Raw genomic sequence first — 23,648 nt, 5'->3', positions numbered from 1 at the left:
AGGACATTCCCGAACCTGTCGGAGGTGGCATTTGGCTGTCATCTTGCAACTTGGCGCCCTGCTCCTCAGCGCCACCATCCTGCTGACCGGAAACGGGCTACTGACAACGCTGCTGCCCCTTCGCGCGGAGGCGGAAGCCTTTCCTCCATTGTCTATCGGCCTCATGGGGTCGGGCTATTTCGTGGGCTTCGTCGCCGGCTGCCTCTCCGTCGCCTATCTGGTACGGCCTGTGGGGCACATAAGGGTGTTCACCGCGATGTCCGCGATTGCGTCCGTGATTCCGCTTTTCCACGTTCTGACACTGGAGGAGTGGACATGGTGGCTCTTGCGCGCCGGTACCGGCTACTGCATCGCCTCCCTCTTCCTGGTCATCGAAAGCTGGCTCAACGAGCGCACTGACAATGCTTCCCGCGGAACGGTCTTCTCGATCTATACCACCCTCACCTTCGCAGCGATCATCGGCGGTCAGATCCTCCTGACCCTTTACAATCCCGGCGGATTTACGCCGTTCATCATCGCCTCCATCATCATCTCTCTGGCAGCGGTGCCAGTCGCACTGACCGCGATTGCAGCACCCGCGCCATTGACAGCAGTAAGGATCCAGCCGTTCCGGCTCATGCGCATGTCGCCGGCTGGTGCCTCGGGGTGTTTCGCCGTCGGGCTGGTCAACGGGGCGTTCTGGTCACTTGCCCCGGTATTCGCGTCCAGTGCTGGCCTGGACGTCAGAGGCGTCGCCACCTTCATCGGCGTCACCGTACTGGGCGGGGCGCTATCGCAGTGGCCTTTCGGACGACTTTCGGATCGATTCGACCGCCGCGCGATTATCGCTCTGGCCGCATTCTTGTCGGCTCTGACCGGCTTTTCGCTCTTCCTGGCCAGCCGGTTCTGGAGCCCTGGAGTCCTGCCGCTCGCCTTTCTTTTCGGCGCATTCACATTTCCGCTCTATGCCCTTTCAGTTGCTCACGCGAACGACCTGATCACCGACGAAAGCTTCGTCGAGGTTTCAGGCGGGCTGCTGTTCCTGAATGGTGTGGGTTCCGTGGTGGGTCCGCTCATTAGCGCATTTGCTATGCGCCTTGCGGGTCCCGATGCGCTTTTTCTGACAAGTGGCGTGATCTGTCTTATGCTGACGGTCTTCATCCTGCTGCGGATACGAACACTGGCGCGTCCGCCGACGATGCACAGCGCGGACTACGTGGCCGCAACCGACTCCGGAATTTCCGCTCCCGTCGCTTACGATCCGCGAACCGAGGAAATGCCAGCTCCTGAACCGGAGCAGGAAGAGCCGCAGCCCGTCCGATAGACCAGCGTCAATGTGAATCTGCCGGAGAAATTCGTCAATTACGCAATGAAATCAACAACGTGAGATGGTGCTGCCGGTCAGGATTGAACTGACGACCTCTCCCTTACCAAGGGAGTGCTCTACCACTGAGCTACGGCAGCGACCCTTCCATTTCCCTCGATCGTACCGGATCTTGGGAAATGGCATTGCCGCATTCGGCGGCCTTCTGCCATATCACTTGGCCAAGCGCAAGCGCCCGCTCCAATATATAAGCAGGATGAGAGGCCGCTTCGTCTCACAGAGGCCGCCGCTTTTTCGCCCGTATTGAGCAGGATGAACCGACCATGACCGCGAAGGAAAGGAACGAGACGAAAACCGAACGCCAGAAGCGGCTCGCCGCCGAGTTGCGCGCCAATCTTGCCCGGCGCAAGGCGCAGGCCCGTTCAAGGCGTGCAGGCAAGCCGGACGAACGCGCGGAAGGCATTCCCACCATTGGCAGGAAGAGCGAAGACGGCAATGACGCCTAGCAGGAAGGCGCCCATGTCGCCTCACCATGGGCTGCATGGCATGTTCGCAGGCGCTTCTTGCATCAAGAATGCAATTTCTTGAACCGCGCGCAGCCTTGCTCTAGGACAGGTAAGTCGCGCGAACCAAAGGCCGGATTCATTTTCCGGGAAAGGAATTCATGGACCGCATACGCATTCGCGGGGGAAATCAGCTCAATGGCACCATTCCCGTTTCCGGTGCCAAGAACGCCGCGCTTCCGCTGATGATCGCTTCTCTTCTAACCGATGACACGCTCACGCTCGAAAACGTTCCCCACCTGGCGGATGTGGAGCTGCTGATTCGTATCCTCGGCAATCACGGCGTGGATTATTCGGTTAACGGGCGCCGGGAGAACCAGCGCAAGGGCCATTCGCGCACGATCCATTTTTCTGCCCGCAGCATCGTGGATACCACCGCACCCTACGAACTTGTTTCGAAAATGCGCGCCAGCTTCTGGGTGATCGGCCCACTGCTTGCCAGGATGGGCGAGGCACGGGTATCGCTCCCTGGCGGTTGCGCTATTGGCACTCGGCCTGTCGACCTTTTCATAGATGGCCTGCGCGCGCTTGGCGCTGAGATCGAGATCGACGGGGGCTATGTGGTCGCCCGGGCGAAGAACGGCCTTTCGGGCGGGCGCTACCGCTTCCCTAAGGTCTCCGTGGGCGCTACCCACGTGCTGATGATGGCGGCGACATTGGCAAAGCACGAGACCGTGCTGGAAAACGCGGCCCGTGAGCCGGAAATCGTCAATCTGGCCGAATGCCTCAACGCAATGGGCGCAAAGATTTCAGGCTTCGGCACCTCGACGATAAGGATCACCGGCGTAACCAGTCTTTCCGGGGCTAGGCACCGCATCATCCCGGATCGCATCGAAACCGGAACCTATGCCCTGGCCGCCGCCATGACCGGCGGCGACGTTTTCCTGGAAGGCGCTCGCGCCGACCTGCTGGAGGCGGCTCTCAAGACGATCGAGCAGACCGGAACGGAGATCACACGCACCAATGCGGGAATCCGCGTAAAGCGCAATGGTGCCGGAATCGCCGCCGTGGACATGGAAACGGAACCTTTTCCCGGTTTCCCGACAGATCTTCAAGCCCAATTCATGGCATTGATGACCATGGCCCAGGGCCAGTCCCGGATCACCGAAACGATTTTCGAAAACCGCTTCATGCATGTGCAGGAACTAGCACGGCTTGGCGCGCGGATTTCGCTTTCAGGCCAGACGGCCATTGTGGACGGCGTGGAGCGTCTCAGGGGCGCGCCGGTGATGGCGACCGATCTGCGGGCTTCGGTTTCTCTGGTTATCGCCGGGCTTGCAGCGGAGGGGGAGACGCTGGTCAATCGCGTCTATCACCTCGACCGCGGATTTGAGAGGCTGGAGGAGAAGCTTTCGGGATGCGGTGCGCAGATCGAGCGTATCTCCGGCTGACAGAAGCGGGAAAGCACAAGAGCGCGATCGAGGCGCTTGCCTTCCCCCAAGCCAGGAAAGTGGATCGATGGACCTTCTGAAGCTGGCAGCCCTTGACGAGGAAGATCTCGCCATCGTCTCCGCCCACGTGCAGGACGCGGTGTCCAAGATAGGCGAGATGAAATTTTACAGGCGGGAGAAGCGCTTTGCGATGACCGTGCGACGCTTTGTCTGGGAAAGGGAACAGAAACGCGGACGCTTTCTTCGACGTCGCACACATGAGAGGCGGCTTTCGGCGATACAGTTCGACCGCGTGCTTGCTGTCCGTTCGACCGGTATAGATGTGAACAAGCCGGAAGAGGTACTGTCCCTGCTTGCCATCCGGTTCATACCGGGCGATGCACCGTCCGGTGTCGTGGAACTTGCCTTTGCCGCAGGCGCCACCCTCCACCTTGACGTCGAGTGCATCGAGGCACGCCTTTGCGATCTGGGTGCGGCGTGGGAGACCCCGGTGCGTCCGCATCACAGTACGAAAGATCTGGATTAAATGACAAAGAGGCTTTCCACCGCTGACGCTGACTTTGAAACCGCTTTCCAGGCCTTCTTGTCAACCAAGCGTGAGGCTTCGGCAGAAGTCGACGCAACGGTACGTGACATCATCGCCCGGGTGCGCGCGGAGGGCGATGCGGCCGTCGCTCATTATACCGAACGCTTCGACCGTTTCGACCTGGGCGGGTTGGGGATGCGGGTGTCCAGCGCCGAGATCGAGGCTGCGCGCCAGGCGACGGAACCGGGCTTGATCGATGCGCTGCAACTCGCCAAGGAGCGCATCGAGGCACATCATCGGCGGCAGTTGCCTGCCGACCTGCGCTACACGGACCCGCTCGGCGTGGAACTCGGCTGGCGGTGGACGCCGATAGGCTCCGTCGGCCTCTACGTGCCGGGCGGCATGGCGAGCTATCCAAGCTCCGTATTGATGAACGCCGTTCCGGCGCAGGTGGCGGGCGTCACGCGCCTTGTCATGGCCGTGCCAGCTCCCGGAGGGAAAATCAATCCGCTCGTGCTTGTGGCAGCGCAGCTTGCGGGTGTTTCCGAAATCTATCGCATCGGCGGTGCGCAGGCGGTTGCCGCCCTCGCCTACGGCACGGAAACTATACCGGCAGTGGACAAGATCGTGGGTCCGGGCAATGCCTATGTGGCCGCGGCCAAGCGGCATGTCTTCGGCCAGGTGGGCATCGACATGATTGCCGGTCCTTCCGAAGTGCTCGTGGTGGCCGACAGGAACAATGATCCCGACTGGATTGCTGCCGACCTGCTCGCCCAGGCAGAGCACGACGCAGCGGCGCAATCCATCCTTCTGACAGACGATTCGCAATTGGCCGACGCGGTCGAGAAGGCGGTTGAAAAGCAGTTGAAGACGCTGGCGCGAGCAGAGATTGCCGCTGCGAGCTGGCGCGATTTCGGAGCTATTATTCTCGTCCATAGCCTCGATGAGGCGCCTGCGATCATCGACCGAATTGCGCCCGAGCACCTTGAGCTTGCAACGGACGAGGCCGAAAACCTTCTATCCCGCATCAGCAATGCGGGCGCCGTGTTCCTTGGCCGCCATACACCCGAGGTGATCGGCGACTACATCGGCGGCTCCAACCATGTCTTGCCGACAGCGCGTTCGGCACGCTTCTCCTCCGGACTTTCCGTGCTCGACTTCATGAAGCGGATGTCGATCCTGCGGCTGGGGGTTGAACAGCTTCGCGTCCTGGCCCCTTCGGCGATCGCACTTGCCGAAGCGGAAGGGCTAGAGGCCCATGGCCGCTCGGTCTCTATAAGAATGAACTCCTAGAGCAGATGGATGTGCGCGCGTGATCCCGGCAAGTCCCGCCTGATCGACGTCGAGCTTGACGAGACATTCGGCCGCGCCACACCGGATATCGAGCATGAACGTGCCGTGGCCATCTTCGATCTTGTCGAGGAGAACCATTTCCAGCCCGTTGGCGACGAGAAGAGCGGCCCCTACCGGCTTAGGATTTCCCTCGCGGAGTCGCGCCTCGTGCTCAGCGTAACGCGGGAAGACGGCACGCCTGTCATCACCCACATCCTTTCGCTGACGCCCTTCCGGCGCATCGTCAAGGACTACTTCCTCGTCTGCGAAAGCTATTATCAAGCCATCCGCACGGCATCTCCAAGCCAGATCGAGGCAATCGACATGGGACGCCGCGGGCTCCACAATGAGGGATCGCAGACATTGATGGAGCGGCTTTCCGGCAAGATAGAGGTGGATTTCAATACAGCACGTCGCCTCTTCACGCTCGTGTGCGTACTGCACTGGCGGGGTTGACCAGGATGACAGGATGGCTAGGCCAAGAGTCTCAAGACGACGAAGCGGCAAAGCCACGTTCCGTCTTGTTCCTGTGTGGAGAAAACGTGATTCGGTCCCCTCTGGCCGAAGTCCTCGCCAGGAACCTTCTTCCCCCATCCATCTTCGTCGCTTCGGCGGGTGTGCGCAGCGGCGAGCGTGAACCATTCGTGGACGCGGTGCTCGCGGAAAGCGGCCTTTCCCTGCCCCCTGACTGGCACCCATGCCGGCTGGACGAGATGGAGGACTTGTATTTCGACCTGATTGTGACGCTCTCGCCGGAGGCACATCATACTGCGATGGAACTGACGCGTACTCAGGCGGTCGAGGTGGAATACTGGCCGACCCTAGATCCTTCAGTGATCGAGGGCGCTCGCGAGCATGTGCTCGCAGCCTATCGTGAGGTCCGTGATGGCTTAGCCGAGCGGATCAAGCGCCGCTTCCACTTCGCTTCTGCGATACCATCTGACGAAAGGTAAACAAGCATGTTCACAAATGCGGCCGGATGGGCTAGTTTCCGCCCGATTTCGGCCTGACCCGTTCCTGCCGCCTGGAATCCAGGCGGTAAGTTCGGTCCTGGCCGCCACTGTCCGCCAAAACAAAGGTTTCGGATGCCGAAGGAAGAAGTCCTGGAATTTCCCGGTGTAGTCACCGAGTTGCTGCCAAACGCAATGTTCCGGGTGAAACTTGAAAATGATCACGAAATCATCGCCCACACGGCAGGGAGGATGCGCAAGAACCGCATTCGCGTGTTGACCGGTGACAAGGTTCTCGTGGAAATGACGCCCTACGATCTGACCAAGGGTCGGATTACTTACCGCTTCAAGTAAGGAAGCTTGCGGTTTTGCCCGGAAATTGCGGGTTGCGACCCGATTGGATCGACATTTTCTGATGAGCGCGCCTGGCAAACTCATCCTGGCGTCGGCTTCGCCTCGGCGTGTGGAACTTCTCCAGCAAGCCGGAATCGAGCCGGACCGCCTGATGCCCGCCGAGATAGACGAGACTCCTTCGAGGGCGGAGCATCCACGCTCGCTGGCGAAGCGACTGGCGCGCGCCAAGGCGGACAAGGCGCTGGAGCGGCTGAAGAAGGACGGTGAGGCGGAGGGTGCCTTTATACTCGCTGCTGACACGGTCGTAGCGGTGGGCCGCAGGATTTTGCCCAAGACCGAGTTTGCGGAAGAGGCGTCTAATTGTCTGCGGCTGCTTTCCGGACGGTCGCACAGGGTTTACACGGCGATCTGTCTCTTCACGCCCGCGGGAAAGCTGCGCCACAGGCTGGTGGAAACACGGGTCCGCTTCAAGCGTTTGTCGCGCGAAGAGATGGAAAGCTATCTGGCTTCCGGCGAGTGGCGCGGCAAGGCAGGCGGCTACGCCATTCAGGGCTTTGCAGGCAGCTTCGTAGTGAAGATCGTCGGTTCCTACACGGGCGTGGTCGGCCTTCCGCTTTATGAGACTGTCGGTTTGCTCACTGCCGACGGCTATATTGTCCACAAGAACTGGCAATCCGGGAATACCCCTGCGGCATGAACACGAAACACGGCACATCCGACAAGGTGACTCCGCTGCGCCCTAAGCGTCCGTGCCCCGAATGCGGCAAACCCTCCGTGCGTGAGTTCTACCCGTTCTGTTCCGAACGCTGCAAGGAGATCGATCTCAATCGCTGGTTGTCAGGAGCCTATGTCATTCCGGCACGCCCTCAGGAGGATGAGGACCCTGAAAACTGACGGGTTTCTTCTCCCCCTCCACAATTTGTGATCCCACGAAGGCGTTCAATGCGTTGAAATATGTGAGCCGGCGTAACACCCTTGGTTGACTATATGCGCGCCGCGTCGCTAAACCCCGCCGGGAAAACGGCCTCGATAATAGATGGCTGCGATTTCCAGCGGAGTATCGATATGAAAAGGCTTTTCACGACTACCGTGTGCGCGTTGTCGCTCTTTGCCCTTGCCGCCTGTAGCAAGGAAGAAAATCAATCGTCCACCGGCGAAAAGGAGCCAGCAGTCGAGGAGACGGGGACTCCCGAAGCTGTTCAGGACGAAACAGCAGAGCAAGACGAAGCGGCAGAGCAAGACGAAGCCGCAGAGCAAGACGAAGCGGCCGTGGAAGAACCCGCATCCGAAACGGCAGTGGGAGATGACGAGGCAACGGGCGAATCTGTCCCCCTCGATGCGGTGATCGATGCAGCCAGGAATGGCGTGGACAGCCGAATCGACGATGTGAAGAACGCCATCGAGAAGAATATGGGCGTTGCGCCCGACGCTTCCGGTGAGACGCCAAGCCCGCTTGATGCTGCCATTGGCGCTGCGAAGGAGAAGATGGACGGTCAGTTCAAGGTATTAGAAAACACGATCAAGAATGTTGGCGGCGATGCAACAGACACACCAGCCGGTAGCGCGGAAGATGCATCAGGGCCAACAGTTCAGCCCGCCTCGGATTTAACGCCACAGAACGGCCAGTAGTCCCGCCTGGACATTCTTCCTCTTCGGCTTACGGTGCCGCACCCAGTCTAACGGAGGGCGGTGATCCTATTCGCCGTTGGTCCCGCTTGGCGGCAGAAAGGAAGCAATAAGTGGGGCGCTCCAAGCGCCCCCTACGAAAAAGACCAAAGGCGAGGAAAGACGGCTGTCTGCTCCTTCGGCGGCGGCCAGATTGCCATAAAGAGCAAGCGCCCGGCCTGCGAGCGGAATAAGTCCGTCCAGAGAAATGACATAAGGGCCTGAACGCGCCTCCGCTTTTTCAAGCTGTGCAACTCCCTTGCTTACGTTGGCCTTGATCTCCACCCCGTCGATGGGGAGGGCCCCATCCTCAAGAGCGTCAAGGGAGAAAAAGTCGCCAGCCTCGCTGCGCTTGAAAAAGGCGTCGAGACTAAGGCCGGGAATTCTGCCCGGTCCAAGGACCGCGGCCATACTGCCGTCGGCCGTCGCCAGAACGGATTCGAAATCCTTGCCATAGCCTTTTAGAACAAGGGAAAACGCACCGGGGGCCTGCGGCACAAGACGCTGGTATCCAAAAAAATCGGCTAGCCTGTCCGTTTCGATCCTGTCACCGCTTGCACGCAGTTCAACCACGCTGTCCTTGCCCCTACGGTCTTCCCGCGCACTGATTTGAATCGTGCCGCCAAAGACAGCCGCGTCTGAAATATCGAAGGTGAAAAATCCGTCCTTCACCTTGGCGGCAGCCGCGACATTGGCGAGCCTGGCTTCGCCGTAACTCGCATTCACCGCCGAAAACCGCAGGTCGAAATCGTATCCGCCGCCCGGCATATCGTGCGCAACCAGCGGGCTTTGGGAAAATGGTCCGAGCAGGTTCAGCATCGCGCGCAAATCGAGATTGTCGAAAGCGAGCGTGCCGGCAACCAGCGGACCACCTTCGGTGAAGGCAAGGTCCAGAAGCCCCTCGGCAGTGCTCGTATCGATATTGAGGGTCGTGTCCTGGAACTTGAGCCGCCTTGCGTCTCCCACCACCTTGGCGCTCATGGCAACCGGGCCGTGGCGGCGGCCTGAAAGTGTCAGCAACTGCGTCCACTCCGCTAGGCGGCTGAGAGACGGTGCTGCGATCTCGATCCGGCCATCGACAAATCCACCACCCACGGTGCTGGCATTGCCTTCAAACGATACATTTGCAGGTGCGGCCTGCAGCGCGACATTCAGCGGCGCGTTGCGACCGGCCAGGAGCACCAGCGGCTGCGGGCTGGAGGCGCTGAGCCTGACATTCTCGCCGTGCCAGATGCCATTCAGGTTGAGCGAAGCGTTCCGGTTCAGGGCTGGCCAATCAAAGCTACCCGAGAGGCTCGTGATGAGCCCCCTTGCCTCCTCTCCGGCAACGACAATGACTCGGCCTTGCAAGAATTCGATGGTCCCGAAGACATCGTCAGGCAGCCCTGTTCCGTTCGCGCCCGTTTGCGTGGACAGTACATTGCGCGCCACCGCAAGAGAGCGCGGCAACCTGCCCCAGTCCCTGGGGGATGGCAGATGGAGGCGGCCGTCCTCCTCTGCCAGATGTAGAACAGGGCGAATCAGCCGCATTCTGGTAAAGACGACCTCTCCCCGAAGCGCAGCGATCGCCGAAAGGTCCATCTCGATTCGCTCGGCGTGCAGCACCTCCACAGGGCCGCCGTCACCCCATCCCTGAAACGTGACATCGTTGAGGACCGCGCGGAAGGTGGGCCAAACACGAATGTCGGGGGCATCGTCCAACCGTACCCGGTAGCCGCTCCAGGCAGTCATCTGATAGGCGATTCCATCGCGCACGATTTGGGTCGAGGCGATCAAAGGCAGGCTGGCCAGCACGATCGCTGCCACGACGACTGCGGCGCCAACCACCCAGGCGCCCCGCCTTACCACCGAAACTGGCATCATCCCTCGCGCTGCGGCCCCCAAGACCAGCCTGACCATTCATACAGCATCAGCCCGAAAACGGAATCATTTCGCGAACGGTGATGCGCAGAATCAACAGGTTACAAGCTCCCGTATGCCCGCGAGGGGCACACAAGTGCTCTAGCGTCCTTAAACAGCAAGTCATTTATTTCAATCCTTTGTGGCGCGTTTAAGTCGCGTTGAATGCATGCTTGCCCCTTTTCCACACGAAGTGCATAAACCGGGCAATTAGGGAGAGGTTGATATGCACCAGGAAGAGCCGTTGTGGAAACCGAGCGCGGGACTAGTTCGCCAGTCGGCGATGGCCGCATTCATGAAAGAGGCGGAAAAAGTCTCGGGTCGCACGATTGGGGATTTCCGTACGCTCCATCGATGGTCTGTGGAGGAGACTGCAGATTTCTGGACACTTGTCTGGGACTTCTGCGGCGTGATCGGAGAGCGGGGCGGGCGTGCCCTCGTCAACCAGGACCGGATGACCGCCGCCTCGTTCTTTCCCGATGCGAAGCTTAACTTTGCAGAAAACCTGCTTTGGAAAACCGGCAGTGAAGACGCCATCGTCTTCCGCGGCGAGGACAAGGTGGAGCGACGGCTCTCGTGGGATGAATTGAAGGCGCTGGTCTCGCGGCTGCAGCAGCTTTTCCGGGCTGAAGGTGTGAAGCCTGGCGACCGCGTCGCTGGGATGATGCCCAACATGCCGGAGACGGTGGCAGCGATGCTGGCGGCGGCTTCCCTCGGCGCGACCTGGTCATCCTGTTCGCCCGATTTCGGCGTCCGTGGCGCGCTCGACCGCTTCGGCCAGATCGAGCCCATCATATTCATTGCCCCGGACGGCTATTGGTATGGCGGCAAGGCCTTCGACATTGGCGAGAAGACACGGGAGATCCTGGCCTCCCTTCCCAGCGTACGCAAGGCCATTATCGTCGACTACCTGGGCAATTCCTCGGCCACGGCGGCCGCGACGGATCGGTCGCAGACGCTCGAAGAAGCGCTCGCACCTTTCCAGCCGGCAGAGATCGTCTATGAACGCCTGCCCTTTGCGCACCCCCTCTACATCCTCTTTTCCTCCGGCACGACGGGCGTTCCCAAATGCATCGTCCACTCGGCAGGCGGCACCCTTCTGCAGCACCTGAAAGAGCAGCGCCTGCATGCCGGCATTACCGAGGGCGACCGCTTTTTCTACTTCACCACATGCGGCTGGATGATGTGGAACTGGCTGGTATCGGGATTGGCCACGGGAGCCACGATCCTGCTCTATGACGGTTCGCCGTTCCATCCCGACGGCAATGCCTTGTTCAACTACGCGCAGGACGAGAAGATGACGTTCTTCGGCACGTCCGCCAAGTTCATCGACGCGGTTCGCAAGGCGGGCCTTGAGCCGGCGCGATCGCATGATCTTGACAGCCTGCGCACCCTCTCGTCCACAGGATCGCCGCTTGCGCCCGAAGGTTTCGAGTTCGTCTATCGCTCCATAAAGCAGGATGTACACCTGACGTCGATTTCTGGCGGCACGGACATTGTTTCCTGTTTCGTTCTCGGCGTGCCCACCGAGCCTGTCTGGAGCGGCGAGATACAGGGTCCGGGACTAGGCATGGCGGTCGACGTCTGGGATGACGAGGGACGGCCGCTCGCGCGCGGCAAGGGAGAGCTCGTCTGCACCACACCCTTTCCTTCCATGCCGATCGGCTTTTGGAACGATCCGGAAGATGAGAAATATCGCTCCGCCTATTTCGACCGTTTCGAGAATGTCTGGTGCCATGGTGACTTTGCCGAATGGACGAAGCATGGCGGAATCATCATCCATGGCCGCTCGGACGCGACGCTGAACCCCGGTGGCGTCCGCATCGGCACTGCCGAAATTTACAACCAGGTGGAGAAGCTGCCGGAAATCCTTGAGGCGATCTGCATTGGCCAGGAATGGGATGGGGATGTCCGCGTGGTACTGTTCGTACGGCTTTCGGAAGGTGTCAGCCTCGATGATGCGCTGCGCAAGAAGATCCGCGACCGGATCAGGACCGGTGCCAGCCCGCGCCACGTACCTGCCAAGATCATCGCGGTCGCCGACATACCACGCACCAAATCAGGCAAGATCACCGAGCTTGCTGTACGCGACGTGGTGCATGGGCGCGCGATCAAGAACAAGGAGGCGCTGGCCAACCCAGAAGCACTGGAGCTGTTCAGGAACCTGCCCGAACTCGATAGCTAACAAAGTGTGATTGCGGAATTTACTGACATTACAGCGGCGATCTCCCCGGCTAGAAAATGCTTTATGCCAAGTAAGATATCGTTAAGGGCTAAACTGGATAGTCCTCCGCAACTTGTCGGCCAGCATCCACGGCAGAAGCCGGGTTGAGGAAGCCGGTCAAGCTCGTTTCCAAGCACTGATTCCCATTTTGCGGCGCTCTGTTCCAGGGCGCCGTCTTTTTAGAGCGGGTTACGCGTCCCGATCCCGTGTAAGAGGGCCCGAAAGCAGGATGACGGGCACGATGGAGGTCGCGATGATGAGCAGCGCCGCCAGGGCGCCTTCCTCCACGGCACCGCGAGAAGCGTTCTCATAGACAAAGGTTGCCAGCGTGTTGAAGCCGAATGGCCGCAGCAAGATGGTTGCCGAAAGCTCCTTGGCCGTATCCACAAACACCAGTATGCCGCCGGTCAGGATAGCTGGCTTCAAGAGCGGCAACAACGTGCTGTACGCGCTTGCCGAAGCGGACCGGCCAAGGCTACGGGCAGCCTCATCGAGATGAGGCGGCAGCTTCGCCAAGCCTGACCTGATCGCACCATCGGCCAGAGCCAGAAAGCGGATGGCACAGACGAGCACCACGGCCGTAGCGGAGCCGGTGAGAAGCAGGCCGGTAGAAAATCCCGCGTAATCGCGCGCCAGCGCATCGATGAAATTGTCAAGGCGGGCAAGCGAGATCAGCATGCCAAGAGCAAGGATCGTGCCCGGAAGTGCATAGCCGATGGCGGCAAGGCGCACGAGCAATGTCACCGCACGTGACCGTACAAGATGGGCGACATAAATCAGCAGCAGCGCAGTTATCACTGCGATCAATGCGGCCGCGAAAGCTACGCTGACGGTCGTCATGAAGGCCTTGGCGAGTGCCGGGTCGCTCGCTTGATGGAGACGGTTGATTGCATAGCGTCCGAATATCAGAAGCGGGACGCCGAAGCCGGCCATAATCGGGACCAGGCCAATTAAGGCAGCCCCAAAGCCGCGCCAGCCCGACAAGGGCGTTCGCGGCGGGCGAGCCTTCATCTGCGTCGCGCGCGCTACGTGAAAACGCTGCCTGCGGCGTGCAAGCTGCTCGGCCAGAAGCAGAAGGGCGACAAGGGCGAGCATGAGAACGGCAATCTGCGCAGCGCCTTCCAGGCTGCCACGATTAAGCCAGGTGGTATAGACCGACAATGTGAGCGTGCGTACACCCAGATGCTGAACCGCGCCGATATCGTTGAGGGTCTCCATCAAAGCAAGGGAGAGGCCGGCTGCAATTGCGGGACGCGCCACGGGAAGCAGGATGCGCCGGAAGACGCGCGAGGGCGCGGCGCCGAGGGTGCGCGCGACATCGGCAATGTTGCGGCCCTGCATCAGGAACACTACGCGCACCGTCAGATAAACGTACGGATAGGTGACTGCGACCATGACGATGGCGGCCCCTATGGTGGAGCGGATGTCGGGAAACCAGTAATCACCCGGCCGCTCAAATCCGAACAGCGCCCTGATGGTGCTTTGCACGGGTCCAACAAAATCGAGAAACTCGGCGAAGGCATAGGCGGCGAGATAAGGAGGGACGGCGAGCGGAAGGACGAGCGCCCAAGACAGGATGCGCCGTCCGGGAAAATCATACGCGACCACCAGCCAGGCGCAGCCAACGCCCACGACCCCGGCGCCGACGGAAACGAGCGCGAGCATCCAGAAGGTGATGAGGGCGGACCGGGGAAGTACATAGCGCGCAAGATGCGGCCAGTCCGCCCCGCTGCCCGAAAGAGCCACGATGATGACGGTGACGATCGGGAGAAGGACCACCGCTGCTGCGATGGCTGCCAGAGTGAAGGCAAGGGGATGACGCTGCCGGCGGATTCTGCCAGCGGAAGTTTGGGAGCGAGACGCCGCTTCCCTGAGGGTGAAACTGCTCATGCGATGCCACCATCGCCAAATGGCCGAAGCGAGACGATGCCGCTTCGGCCAAAATTATCCGGCTATGTGCCGCCTAGCTGGCGGGACCCTCGTCGAGGCCGACGCGGTCCACCATCTCCGATGCTGCCTTGCGGTACTTGGCAATCTCGGCAAGCGGCAGGCTATCAGGCTTGATCTCGCCAAAAGACTTCACGGTCTCCGAAACCTTTGTGCCGGGCATCACAGGATATTCGTGATTTGCCTCGGCATAGATGGCCTGGGCTTCGGCGCTTGAGAGGAACTGCATCAGCTTGAGGGCATTCTCGCGGTTCGGCGCATGCTTGGCCAGAGCCATGCCCGAGATGTTGACGTGGGTGCCGCGCTCCTCTGAGTTGGGGAACAGCACCTTGATGGCGTTCGCCCACTCCTTCTGCTCCGGCTCCTTCTCATTGTTCATCATCAAGCCGACATAATAGGTGTTGCCGAGCCCTATATCGCACTCGCCGGCATAGATCGCCTGAGCCTGATCACGGTCGCCGCCATTGGGCTTGCGCGCCAGATTCTCCTTGACGCCCTGCAGCCATTCCTCCGCCTCTGTCTCACCGTGGTGGGCAATCATGGAAGCGATGAGGGCAATATTGTACATGTGCTGCCCGCTGCGCATGCAGATCTTTCCCTTCCACTTTGAAGCGGCCAGGTCCTCATAGGTGATCGTGTCCTGATCCACCCGGTCCTTGGAGGCATAGACAACGCGCCCGCGCGTGGTCAGCCCGAACCAGTGGCCTTCGGGATCGCGAAACTCTGCTGGAATATTGGCGTTGATGTTCTCATCCTCGACCGGCTGGGTGACGCCTTTTTCCTTCACATTGACGAGCCTGCCAATATCCACGGTCAGCACCACATCAGCGGGCGAATTGATGCCCTCAGCCGCAATGCGGTCCTCCAGCCCCTGGTCGAGGAACAGAACCTCGGTCCGGATGCCGGTTTGTTCCGTGAAGGCATCGAGAAGCGGCTGAACCAGAAAAGGCTGGCGATAGGAATAGATATTCACCACGCCTTCGGCAAAGGCTGGCAAGGGCAAGATAGAGGCGCTTGCAGCAACTGCAATTGCCGCAAGGCCCGATCTAAACTTGAAGGAAGTTGCAGACATCAATCGTTCTCCTGATCATCGGGGGCAAGGTCCCGGGGAGATTGCACCAGCGGACGGCCCTCCGCCCGCAGCCACCTAATGGTTGAAATAGACTGGCGGGTCAAGAGAAAACCAAGCAAAATCAGTAGTTTAGAACTATTCTAAACTATGATACTCAAGTTTACGGCATTCAGTCGGCCAGCACGCGCGTAGGTGGGAAAATGACTTCGACAAGCGTTCCTTCGCCGGGCCGGGAGAGGATAGAGAATTGGGCACGGTTCGCCTCGACCATAGCTCGTGTCAGGGGCAGGCCCAGGCCTGTTCCATCTCCGCGCTTTCGCCGCAACGCGTTAACCTGCTTGAAGGGCTTCAGGGCCTCGTCCAGTTCTGCAGAACTCATGCCAACGCCAGTGTCACGCACACGCAATGCAACCGATCCATCTCTCTCATAGGATGTGGAAACGATCACCTGCCCGCCTGCGGGGGTGAAGCGGACGGCGTTCGACAAAAGATTGATGGCAATCTGCCTTATGCTTCGCAGATCCGCCACCACTTCTGGCAATCGCGAGGCAAAGCTGGAACGGATGATCACACGCTCGCTATTGGCCTGTGGCTGCATCATCGCCACCACCTGTGCGAGGGTTTCATTAAGGGCAACCGCCTCATATTCGAGTTCCTGTTGGCCCGCCTCGATCTTGGAAATATCGAGCAGGTCGTTCACTAGTTCCAGAACGTGATTGCCGGAGCGGTTGATATCACGCAGATAGTCACGATAGCGCTCGTTCCCGATGGGGCCGAATTTTTCATCGATCATCAGCTCTGAGAAACCGATGATGGCATTGAGCGGCGTGCGGATTTCATGGCTGACACGTGCGAGGAACTCGCTCTTCTGCGAGGAGGCGCGTTCTGCCTGGGCTCGCGCCTGTGTAAGTTCCTCTTCCGTGCGTTTCCAGTGAGTAATGTCACGCAGCACAGCGCAGTAGCCGCTGCCGCTGGGCAGTCTTCCTATCGTGATGAAGAGCGGTATGAAACGCCCTTGCGCCTCCCTCCCGATCACCTGTCGCCCATCGTTGAGGACGCTTGCAACTCCATCCCCAGAGAGTTCCGCCAGGTACTCCTGCACGGTGCGTTGGCTTTCTATGGCAAAAAGCGCGGTAAACGGTTTGCCGGTAACATGTTCGGCGTCGAATCCGAAAAGCGCCTCCGCGGATCTGTTGATGGAGCGGATGGTACCGTCTTCGGCGATGAGCACGATCCCGTCTGTAGCCGTGTCAACGATGGCGCGCATCTCGATGAGGCTTGCTTCAAGCTCCGTAGGCTTTGCCGCTTCGACTGCCGCTTCTCCTAGCGGCATCAGTGCCAGCAAAAGGGACTTGCCCTCCTTCCATGAGATCGAGCTGAGGTGGGCGCGCACCGGGATATCCTGCCCATCGGCCCTGCGCAGGCGGATTCTTTCCTCCGGCTCGCCATCAGAGCTTTCCGGCTTGCTGCCGGAATCCTCGGCATCGTAGAAAAGAGCACCTACGCCGCCGGCATCGCCGAGGGCGGCCAAGTCCGCATAGCCGGTAATCTTCAGAAACGCACGATTTGCAAAGTGGAGTCTGTCGCCGGAATGGACCAGGACAGGAAGCGGAAGGGCGGTAAGCAGAGATGCAGTCGCATCTTCCTGCTCATGGGCCTCGTCGTCAGGCAGGAAAAAGGCGGAAGGCAGGCGGCCTTTCTGTGGCAGCACCTGCATCGACCATGCCCTTTCGACCTGCTTCGGCGTGATTTCGGCCCGTTCAGGCTTTCGGCCGCTTTCCGGCAAAGCGTCCGCGATCGAGTCATGCGAGAAAAACGGCGGGCTTTCCTCCGCGTCAGGCTTGGCGAAGCTGTAAGCGTCTTTATCCTCTTCACCTGAGGGCAAGGCACGGGTGGCCATATCAGGCAGTTGCTCTTCTTGCGGGGAGCCATCTTCTTCCCCTGCAAGACCCGCCTTGTCCTCCAAAACGCCTGCCGCGAGTTCATCGACAACATGCGGCGCTACCGCTCGCTCGCCTTGCCGTGGGCTGGACAGAAGTGAAGGAGCGTCTTCCGGCTCCTCCCGCTCGCCGCCCTCCCCTACGTCCTCGCTGGCGCGGCGCAAGCGTTCGCCGATCTCGCGAAAAGCCATGCGTTCGCTCGCGGAAAGCAGACCCTCGCGATGCTCCGCAAGGTTGATGACCTTCTCGCTCTCGCTCTCATGCGAGTCGGAAATGCTGATTGCCGGCGCCTCTCCCTGAAACGGATCCTCTGCTGTCGGCTCTTCGGCAGGTGGTGCAGCTTCCTCCTCCACCGGTGCCTTATCTTCAGCCTGTCCCGGGACGAGCACCGTTCCAATAGCTTCGGTGTCCTCCACCGCCTCGCCTGGTCGGATGATGCCAAAGCCGCGGAAGCCCTCGAAGACGCGACCACGCCCATAGATCGGGAGAGCGGCAAGATCGACCGGAACCTTGAGGCTGGTACCGGACAGCGGCCACATCACTCTTTGGCCGGACCATGTGTCCCGGCGCTCCAGAAGCCTTGTGATTGTACCTTCCGGGTCTAGCCCGAAGGCATTGGAGACCTCGCGGAACGTTCGCCCGATGACGTCGGCGGCGGGTGCACCCATAGTCGCCGCGAACTCTTCCGACAGGGCCGAAAACCGCCCGTCGGCATCGGTGCGCCAGGAAAAGCGCACTGTGCGGGCAGCGCCGCCCGGAACCGAAGGTGCTTGCTCCCTGCTCGCAACGCTGTCCGCCTCAGGCTCCGCCGTTATTACCTGCCCTTCTTCCCTGAATTCCCTTGCAGCGGGCTCCTCGGATACTGCCTCATCGACGATGACGAGCAGATGCCGTGCAGGCTCGTCGGTCAGGCGGGCGATCCCGGCGGGGATCTTTCCCTTTGCCGCTCGAATGAGCTTCTTGACCAAGCGGTCGTCCTTCTCGCGTACCTCACTTACCAGGAGCTGAAGCGTTTCCGGGTCTATTCCAACGGAGCCGAATCCTTCCGTCGCGGCGGAGATAGTGCCATCGGCCTCGATAAGGGCCGCGAAATGACCCGGTTGATGAAACCCGCCAATTGCTTGCGCAGCCTGGATGCCTTCCACTGCGCCATCCGCCTTGGGGGCGGGCAAGGCAAGAAGAATTGCCTCCACGCCATCGGGAAGCCGTATCGAGCTCGCCTGCAAATTGACGATCTTGCTCTTCAGGCCTCTGGTCAGCCGCAATGCAATCGGGCAGTCTCTGCCAATGGCCGGAAAGCCGGGCGTGGCAGCAATCTGGCGGAGAGCCGCCGCGGGCAGGCTCGGAGCCTCACCTAATGCTGCCTCGATGTCGTCATAGCCAAGCCACGCCGCCCCTGCCCCATTCGCCCAGAGAATCTCCGCAAGGTCCCGAGAAAGAACGAAGAGCGTGTCTCCGGCCGCAAAGCGCGATCGCACGGGGTCGAGCACGACGATATCAAGAAAGGAATAGGTCGCTGCAACCATTGCGCCTGAACTGTCGCCCCCAGGGGATACGAGGATTAACTACTTGTTAATAAGAGCACGGCGCGTCGACGTCCACAAAGCATGTATCCGCATGCACGTGCAAATGCCACTTTGGTTAACCGATACTGCGGATACGACTGCCTTCCCTTGTGTGATGGCCGCGCCTCGCAATGTCCAGAGCTACTGAATTCCGCCGGAACTCCATGTTGCAAGGCAAACATTCTGTTGCACCGCATAATCACAACCACTTCGCACCATCACACACACATGTGTACAGTGAACTGCCCGCCTGCTCCTTCAACCTGCAAGGTTAGCAGGGCCAGCAAACTTTGACCGCGAGTTCTCCGCCTTCAAAACATCCGGGACTGCCGAACAGTTCCGCATTGTCATTCGCCGGAATTTGGGACCTTATTGGAGACCTTCAGGGAAATTGCCAACAACCTGTTTGAGAAGTCTCTGGCTTTCATGCAGGCAGAAGCCGATGCGCATTTCAGCCAGTCCGAAGCACCTTCCCGTGTTAAAGCCGTTCAGAGATCGGGGGCTTCAGGGTGGCTTGACGCGCAAGCAGGTGGATCGGGCCTTCTAACATGCGCGTGAGCTCCAGGCGGTCTTTGCAGGAGGCTGGGGCCGCAACCCTCCGGACCATGCGCGAACTTGGGGCTAACCGTCACATGCAAAAGCGGTGATGAAGGCACTACATCCCGTGTGTTTCAGGACAAGACCGATTTTCCTCCGACGATTGGCGAAAAAAGATCCGGAACTCTGCTCCGTCCTTTCTCCAAGTGGCCTAACCTGCAATATCAGCCGACCGTCCGGCCTATTGCTCTTGAAAATGCGTGGATTTATCCGTAAGGGACGCGGCAGGACGGATAACGCCCGTGCGGTTGTAGCTCAGTTGGTTAGAGCGCAGGATTGTGGCTCCTGAGGTCGGTGGTTCGAATCCACCCAACCGTACCACTTCCCCGATGCTTCGAACGGGCCTTTTTACTCCCATAGCTTGCCCTGCATCCCTGGATGAGCCCAGACAATGCGGTTGGCCTTGCGGAAGGCGGATGGGCAAGCATGAACCTCAAAAAAGGGAACCCTGACTGCCTGATTCGGCCGGTGCTCCCCGTTTCCTCCTTTCCTGTTTTTCGAGCGGCTTTCCGGTGGCAATCGCCCCCGCACTATCATCGGAAAACTGCAGCCGGAGTGCTTGACCGGGATGAAGGTCCGCTGCGCGCTTCAACGGCCTGTCCTCAGCATCGCGCACAAGGGCGAAGCCGCGCTCCAGCACCTTGACGTAGGACAAGCTCTCCACAAGACGGATGCACTGCTCGTAGGCCGAGCGCGCCCGCTCCTTACGAAGATCCATGGCACGGTCCTTGCGGCTGATGGTGGCGGCCAGCCTTTCCTTGAAAAGACTTATCCGCTCGAGCCTAGCGCGCGCGCTGATCCTTGCTGCATCGCGGTCGAAACGCACGCGCAGCCTATGCACCAGTCCCAGATAGACGACCGGGAGCCTGCCGCCGCACTGTCCGGCGCGCCGCTTCAATTCAGCAATGCGCCGGTCAAGCGTGGCAATGGACAGGCGCTTGCCATCGAAACGCAATCGCTTGCGCTGGGTGGTAATGTACAGGCCGCGCATCAGGCGGCCCCCCGCCTCGTCGAAACGGCGGCGCGGCAGCGCGAAAAGCTGATCGGCGGAAGGCAGTGCCCGCGAAAGCGCGCGCGTGTGCTGGCGCCGCCTCTCCAGATCGCGCGAGACCGCCGCCTTCAGCCGTGCGGAAAGCCGCGCCAGATTGGCTTCCAGTTCCGCCTTGACAGGCACCGCCATCTCTGCGGCGCCTGTCGGCGTTGGAGCCCGGCAGTCGGCCGCAAGGTCGATCAGGGTCCAATCCGTTTCATGACCGACGGCGGAAATGACAGGTATGCCGGACGAGGCGACCGCGCGCACTACAGCCTCGTCATTGAACCCCCATAGATCCTCAAGGCTGCCGCCGCCCCGCGCAACGATGAGAATATCCGGACGGGGGATCGGCCCTTCGGGTGTAAGGGCGTTGAAGCCGGTCACCGCCGCGGCAACTTCAGACCCCGCCGTCTCGCCCTGGACGCGCACCGGCCAGACGATGACATGCACCGGAAAGCGGTCGCTGATGCGATGGATGATGTCACGGATCACGGCGCCTGTGGGTGAAGTAACCACGCCGATAACCTTTGGCATGAAGGGCAGGCGCTTCTTACGCTCATCGGCAAACAGGCCCTCGGCGGCCAATTTGCGCTTGCGTTGTTCCAGAAGCGCCATCAGCGCCCCGGCGCCAGCCGGCTCCAGACTTTCGATGACAATCTGATATTTAGACGAGCCGGGATAGGTGGTCAGCCTGCCGGTCGCCACCACTTCCAATCCTTCCTGCGGCGGAAATTTCAGCCGGGAGAAGGCGCCTCTCCAGATCACCGCTTCAATGCGTGCCCGGTCGTCCTTCAGCGCGAAATAACAATGGCCGGAGGCATGCTGCCCGCGAAAGCCGGAAATCTCTCCCCGCACGCGTACATGCCCGTAAGCATCCTCAACGGTGCGCTTCAGGGCAAGGGATATCTCGCTTACCGAGTATTCGGCGACATTGCGCAGCGAATCGTCTTTTCTTGTATTTTCCATGACGTGAATTTGACCCCTTCCGGCCCAGCGCGGTCAACCCGGCCCGCCTTTGTCGGCTCCTATGCGACCCTCAGGCGAGGAACAAAGATCGCGGAAAATTGATTGGCGGCAAAGCAATATCCCTCCTCCGTGGCATTTTGCCGTCACTCAAACCATGGACGCCGACAAGGCTCGCGTTTATGATCCGTACTAAATCTTAAGGTGCATCATGGAATATGAACGGTTCTTTTCCGAGGCGATCGAGCAGCTTCACGCCGAGCGCCGCTACCGCGTCTTTGCTGATCTGGAGCGGGTCGCCGGCGAATTTCCGCGTGCTATATGGCGCTCGGAAGGCAAAGCTACGGAAATAACCGTCTGGTGCTCCAACGATTATTTGGGCATGGGCCAGCATCCCGAGGTAATTGCCGCGATGCAGGCAGCCGCTGCCAACATGGGAGCTGGCGCCGGAGGCACGCGCAACATATCCGGGACGAACCGTCCGCTGGTGGAGCTTGAAGCCGAACTTGCCGACCTTCACGGCAAGGAGGCGGCGCTCGTCTTCACTTCTGGATTTGTCTCCAACGAGGCGTCGATCTCCACCATCGCCCGCCTGCTGCCCAATGCGCTGGTGCTGTCGGACGAGTTGAACCACGCCTCCATGATCGAGGGCGTGCGCCGCTCCGGTGCGGAAAAGAAAATCTTCAAGCACAACGACCTGGCGCATCTGGAAAGCCTGCTTGCCGCCGCAGGGCGTGAGCGCGCAAAGCTCATTGTCTTCGAATCCGTCTATTCCATGGATGGCGATATAGCTCCCATCAAGGAGATTGCGGACCTCGCCGACAAATATAACGCAATGACCTATATCGACGAGGTCCATGCCGTTGGCATGTATGGCGCGCGCGGAGGCGGCATTACCGAGCGCGAGGGCCTTGCCCATCGCATCGACGTCATCGAAGGCACCCTTGCAAAGGGTTTTGGCGTGATCGGCGGTTACATCACCGGTTCAGCTGCCGTTGTCGATGCCATCCGTTCCTACGCTCCGGGCTTCATCTTCACCACCGCCCTCCCACCTGCTATCGCAAGTGCCGCGACAGCCTCGATCCGTCATCTGAAACGCTCCAATACTGAGCGGGAGGCACATCAGCGGCAGGCGCAGCGCACGAAGAATGTCCTGGCTGCTGCCGGGCTTCCCGTCATGCCGTCGCAGACCCACATCGTCCCGCTACTCGTCGGCGATCCGGAACTATGCAAGCGCGCAAGCGACTGGCTTCTAAAGAAGCATCGCGTCTATATCCAACCCATAAATTACCCTACCGTCCCACGCGGAACCGAGCGGTTGCGTATCACGCCGACACCATTCCACTCTGACGCGCTTATAGACGCGCTGCGGGATGCGCTGCTGGAGACCTGGGACGCGCTAGGCATTCCTTTCGGCGAGGCCGAACAGCCGGCCGCCGCACGCTCAGAGCGCATCATCCCGCTGGTGGTCTCGAAATCCGGCGGCTAGAGCCGGCATGATCCAAGCCCTCATTACTCCGCATCCTGACGGTGCCCATTTTTCCTGAAGTTGCTCCAGCAAAGCAGCCCGAGATACGCGGGCACTACTCTAAGGCTGAAGCATCGCAATGTGACCTGAGGGAGTCGCAGTGCTGCAAGCCGTCTCGTCAAGATAGGTGAAACGCATGCCCTAGCTGCGGCTGGCAAGCAGGTCGCGGATCTCCGCCAAAAGCTGGATGTCCTGCGGCGGTGCTTCGGGTTCGGCCGGAGCTGCAGCCTCTTCCCGGCGCAGCTTGTTGACCCCCTTGACCATCAGGAAGATGATCCAGGCCAAGATCAGGAAATTGATCACCACAGTAATGAAATTGCCATAGGCGAGGACCGCTCCCTGCTCGCGGGCAGCCTCAAGCGTGTTTGCCGTAATATCCGAGGAGAGTGGAATAAAGTAGTTCGAAAAGTCGAAACCCCCGAAGATCGCGCCCACGATCGGCATGATGATGTCATCGGTCAGAGAACTAACAATAAGGCCGAAAGCACCGCCGATAATAACGCCAACAGCCAAGTCCATCACATTGCCGCGGGCAATGAATTCCTTGAATTCGTCCAGCATATGAACCCCCGTTGTCCAATCGCCGCACCCGACTCAACGCCTCATGAGCGGCTAGCGCAGAATAACAAAAAAGCACAGCCGGCGCATTAATGCTTCACTCCTGCCGCCAAGCCGCAAGATTGACTTCACGCGCCGCGCTTCGGCCCTGCAGGAAAGCTGTAAGCCATGCTGTTGAAGGCTATCCTCCAGCCGCTTCACTCGTCTGCGATGTCATGCGCAAACCCTTACGGCCGGA

19 protein-coding genes and 2 tRNA genes are annotated in these 23,648 nt (G+C 60.1%); 14 read left to right on the top strand and 7 right to left on the bottom strand.

All coding sequences use genetic code 11. The features are described 5' to 3' along the window. Window positions 1-31 precede the first annotated feature (31 nt). On the top strand, window positions 32-1,303 hold the full coding sequence (locus HUS57_RS16845; RefSeq protein WP_173935020.1) for an MFS transporter: 1,272 nt from the start codon (window positions 32-34) through the stop codon (window positions 1,301-1,303). A gap of 65 nt (window positions 1,304-1,368) precedes the next feature. Here the strand turns inward: HUS57_RS16845 and HUS57_RS16840 are convergent. Further along, a tRNA-Thr gene (locus HUS57_RS16840) sits at window positions 1,369-1,443 on the bottom strand. 183 nt (window positions 1,444-1,626) lie between these two features. Here HUS57_RS16840 and HUS57_RS16835 point away from each other — a divergent pair. The 10 genes from HUS57_RS16835 to HUS57_RS16790 all read left to right on the top strand — a co-directional run bounded on the left by HUS57_RS16835 (window position 1,627) and on the right by HUS57_RS16790 (window position 8,048). After that, window positions 1,627-1,809 carry a hypothetical protein gene (locus HUS57_RS16835; RefSeq protein WP_173935019.1) on the top strand — a complete coding sequence of 61 codons (183 nt, stop codon included), beginning with the start codon at window positions 1,627-1,629 and terminating at the stop codon, window positions 1,807-1,809. Window positions 1,810-1,967: 158 nt separating this feature from the next. Next, window positions 1,968-3,257 (top strand): UDP-N-acetylglucosamine 1-carboxyvinyltransferase, encoded by a 1,290-nt coding sequence (gene murA / locus HUS57_RS16830; protein ID WP_173935018.1) that lies wholly within the window; start codon window positions 1,968-1,970, stop codon window positions 3,255-3,257. 67 nt (window positions 3,258-3,324) lie between these two features. Beyond that, window positions 3,325-3,783: a DUF2948 family protein gene (locus HUS57_RS16825; RefSeq protein WP_173935017.1), complete on the top strand. Its 459-nt coding sequence runs from the start codon at window positions 3,325-3,327 to the stop codon at window positions 3,781-3,783. After that, a complete protein-coding gene (hisD, locus tag HUS57_RS16820; RefSeq protein WP_173935016.1) occupies window positions 3,784-5,076 on the top strand; it encodes a histidinol dehydrogenase in 1,293 nt (430 codons plus the stop codon). A 9-nt stretch (window positions 5,077-5,085) separates the two neighbouring features. Next, window positions 5,086-5,571 (top strand): UPF0262 family protein, encoded by a 486-nt coding sequence (locus HUS57_RS16815; protein ID WP_173935015.1) that lies wholly within the window; start codon window positions 5,086-5,088, stop codon window positions 5,569-5,571. A 5-nt stretch (window positions 5,572-5,576) separates the two neighbouring features. Further along, a complete protein-coding gene (locus HUS57_RS16810; protein ID WP_173935014.1) occupies window positions 5,577-6,068 on the top strand; it encodes a low molecular weight phosphatase family protein in 492 nt (163 codons plus the stop codon). A 132-nt stretch (window positions 6,069-6,200) separates the two neighbouring features. Next, window positions 6,201-6,419: a translation initiation factor IF-1 gene (gene infA, locus HUS57_RS16805; RefSeq protein WP_011579535.1), complete on the top strand. Its 219-nt coding sequence runs from the start codon at window positions 6,201-6,203 to the stop codon at window positions 6,417-6,419. A gap of 61 nt (window positions 6,420-6,480) precedes the next feature. Further along, the gene (locus tag HUS57_RS16800) at window positions 6,481-7,116 is read left to right on the top strand and encodes a Maf-like protein (protein WP_173935013.1); all 636 of its coding nucleotides are present in this window, start codon (window positions 6,481-6,483) and stop codon (window positions 7,114-7,116) included. Next, window positions 7,113-7,313 carry a DNA gyrase inhibitor YacG gene (gene yacG, locus HUS57_RS16795; RefSeq protein WP_173935012.1) on the top strand — a complete coding sequence of 67 codons (201 nt, stop codon included), beginning with the start codon at window positions 7,113-7,115 and terminating at the stop codon, window positions 7,311-7,313. Before HUS57_RS16800 ends, yacG begins: the two co-directional genes overlap by 4 nt. A gap of 171 nt (window positions 7,314-7,484) precedes the next feature. After that, window positions 7,485-8,048 (top strand): hypothetical protein, encoded by a 564-nt coding sequence (locus tag HUS57_RS16790; RefSeq protein ID WP_173935011.1) that lies wholly within the window; start codon window positions 7,485-7,487, stop codon window positions 8,046-8,048. A 66-nt stretch (window positions 8,049-8,114) separates the two neighbouring features. Here HUS57_RS16790 and HUS57_RS16785 read toward each other — a convergent pair whose 3' ends face one another. Further along, on the bottom strand, window positions 8,115-9,947 hold the full coding sequence (locus HUS57_RS16785) for an AsmA-like C-terminal region-containing protein (RefSeq protein WP_173935010.1): 1,833 nt from the start codon (window positions 9,945-9,947) through the stop codon (window positions 8,115-8,117). A 262-nt stretch (window positions 9,948-10,209) separates the two neighbouring features. On the opposite strand from HUS57_RS16785, the gene HUS57_RS16780 reads away from it, so the two are divergent. Beyond that, window positions 10,210-12,168, top strand: coding sequence for an acetoacetate--CoA ligase (locus HUS57_RS16780; RefSeq protein ID WP_173935009.1), 1,959 nt, complete (start codon window positions 10,210-10,212; stop codon window positions 12,166-12,168). A 228-nt stretch (window positions 12,169-12,396) separates the two neighbouring features. On the opposite strand, the gene HUS57_RS16775 is transcribed toward HUS57_RS16780, so the two are convergent. The 3 genes from HUS57_RS16775 to HUS57_RS16765 all read right to left on the bottom strand — a co-directional run bounded on the left by HUS57_RS16775 (window position 12,397) and on the right by HUS57_RS16765 (window position 18,692). Next, window positions 12,397-14,097 (bottom strand): iron ABC transporter permease, encoded by a 1,701-nt coding sequence (locus HUS57_RS16775; protein WP_173935008.1) that lies wholly within the window; start codon window positions 14,095-14,097, stop codon window positions 12,397-12,399. Window positions 14,098-14,170: 73 nt separating this feature from the next. Then, window positions 14,171-15,226, bottom strand: a complete 1,056-nt coding sequence (locus HUS57_RS16770; RefSeq protein ID WP_173935007.1) for a Fe(3+) ABC transporter substrate-binding protein — start codon at window positions 15,224-15,226, stop codon at window positions 14,171-14,173. Between the two features lie 169 nt (window positions 15,227-15,395). Beyond that, on the bottom strand, window positions 15,396-18,692 hold the full coding sequence (locus HUS57_RS16765) for a PAS domain S-box protein (protein ID WP_173935006.1): 3,297 nt from the start codon (window positions 18,690-18,692) through the stop codon (window positions 15,396-15,398). Window positions 18,693-19,572: 880 nt separating this feature from the next. On the opposite strand from HUS57_RS16765, the gene HUS57_RS16760 reads away from it, so the two are divergent. Further along, window positions 19,573-19,649, top strand: a tRNA-His gene (locus HUS57_RS16760). Window positions 19,650-19,761: 112 nt separating this feature from the next. Here HUS57_RS16760 and xseA read toward each other — a convergent pair. Then, window positions 19,762-21,327: an exodeoxyribonuclease VII large subunit gene (gene xseA, locus HUS57_RS16755; RefSeq protein WP_173935005.1), complete on the bottom strand. Its 1,566-nt coding sequence runs from the start codon at window positions 21,325-21,327 to the stop codon at window positions 19,762-19,764. A 208-nt stretch (window positions 21,328-21,535) separates the two neighbouring features. Between xseA and hemA the strand changes: the two genes are divergently transcribed. Beyond that, a complete protein-coding gene (gene hemA, locus HUS57_RS16750; RefSeq protein WP_173935004.1) occupies window positions 21,536-22,813 on the top strand; it encodes a 5-aminolevulinate synthase in 1,278 nt (425 codons plus the stop codon). 180 nt (window positions 22,814-22,993) lie between these two features. Here the strand turns inward: hemA and mscL are convergent, their stop codons facing one another. Continuing rightward, the gene (mscL, locus tag HUS57_RS16745) at window positions 22,994-23,413 is read right to left on the bottom strand and encodes a large conductance mechanosensitive channel protein MscL (protein WP_173935003.1); all 420 of its coding nucleotides are present in this window, start codon (window positions 23,411-23,413) and stop codon (window positions 22,994-22,996) included. Window positions 23,414-23,648 lie beyond the last annotated feature (235 nt).

The organism is Chelativorans sp. Marseille-P2723, assembly GCF_902809845.1.
In the GTDB taxonomy this organism is placed as follows: domain Bacteria; phylum Pseudomonadota; class Alphaproteobacteria; order Rhizobiales; family Rhizobiaceae; genus Chelativorans.
This window is presented reverse-complemented; position numbering and strand designations above follow the sequence as displayed.

Coding starts and splice junctions, on each gene's coding strand:
- mscL (WP_173935003.1), bottom strand. CDS start 23,413: ATGCTGGACGAATTCAAGGAATTCATTGCCCGCGGCAATGTGATGGAC.
- yacG (WP_173935012.1), top strand. CDS start 7,113: ATGAACACGAAACACGGCACATCCGACAAGGTGACTCCGCTGCGCCCT.
- HUS57_RS16785 (WP_173935010.1), bottom strand. CDS start 9,947: ATGATGCCAGTTTCGGTGGTAAGGCGGGGCGCCTGGGTGGTTGGCGCC.
- murA (WP_173935018.1), top strand. CDS start 1,968: ATGGACCGCATACGCATTCGCGGGGGAAATCAGCTCAATGGCACCATT.
- HUS57_RS16835 (WP_173935019.1), top strand. CDS start 1,627: ATGACCGCGAAGGAAAGGAACGAGACGAAAACCGAACGCCAGAAGCGG.
- infA (WP_011579535.1), top strand. CDS start 6,201: ATGCCGAAGGAAGAAGTCCTGGAATTTCCCGGTGTAGTCACCGAGTTG.
- HUS57_RS16825 (WP_173935017.1), top strand. CDS start 3,325: ATGGACCTTCTGAAGCTGGCAGCCCTTGACGAGGAAGATCTCGCCATC.
- HUS57_RS16800 (WP_173935013.1), top strand. CDS start 6,481: ATGAGCGCGCCTGGCAAACTCATCCTGGCGTCGGCTTCGCCTCGGCGT.
- HUS57_RS16780 (WP_173935009.1), top strand. CDS start 10,210: ATGCACCAGGAAGAGCCGTTGTGGAAACCGAGCGCGGGACTAGTTCGC.
- HUS57_RS16775 (WP_173935008.1), bottom strand. CDS start 14,097: ATGAGCAGTTTCACCCTCAGGGAAGCGGCGTCTCGCTCCCAAACTTCC.
- HUS57_RS16790 (WP_173935011.1), top strand. CDS start 7,485: ATGAAAAGGCTTTTCACGACTACCGTGTGCGCGTTGTCGCTCTTTGCC.
- HUS57_RS16815 (WP_173935015.1), top strand. CDS start 5,086: ATGTGCGCGCGTGATCCCGGCAAGTCCCGCCTGATCGACGTCGAGCTT.
- HUS57_RS16810 (WP_173935014.1), top strand. CDS start 5,577: ATGACAGGATGGCTAGGCCAAGAGTCTCAAGACGACGAAGCGGCAAAG.
- hemA (WP_173935004.1), top strand. CDS start 21,536: ATGGAATATGAACGGTTCTTTTCCGAGGCGATCGAGCAGCTTCACGCC.
- HUS57_RS16770 (WP_173935007.1), bottom strand. CDS start 15,226: ATGTCTGCAACTTCCTTCAAGTTTAGATCGGGCCTTGCGGCAATTGCA.
- HUS57_RS16765 (WP_173935006.1), bottom strand. CDS start 18,692: ATGGTTGCAGCGACCTATTCCTTTCTTGATATCGTCGTGCTCGACCCC.
- xseA (WP_173935005.1), bottom strand. CDS start 21,327: ATGGAAAATACAAGAAAAGACGATTCGCTGCGCAATGTCGCCGAATAC.
- hisD (WP_173935016.1), top strand. CDS start 3,784: ATGACAAAGAGGCTTTCCACCGCTGACGCTGACTTTGAAACCGCTTTC.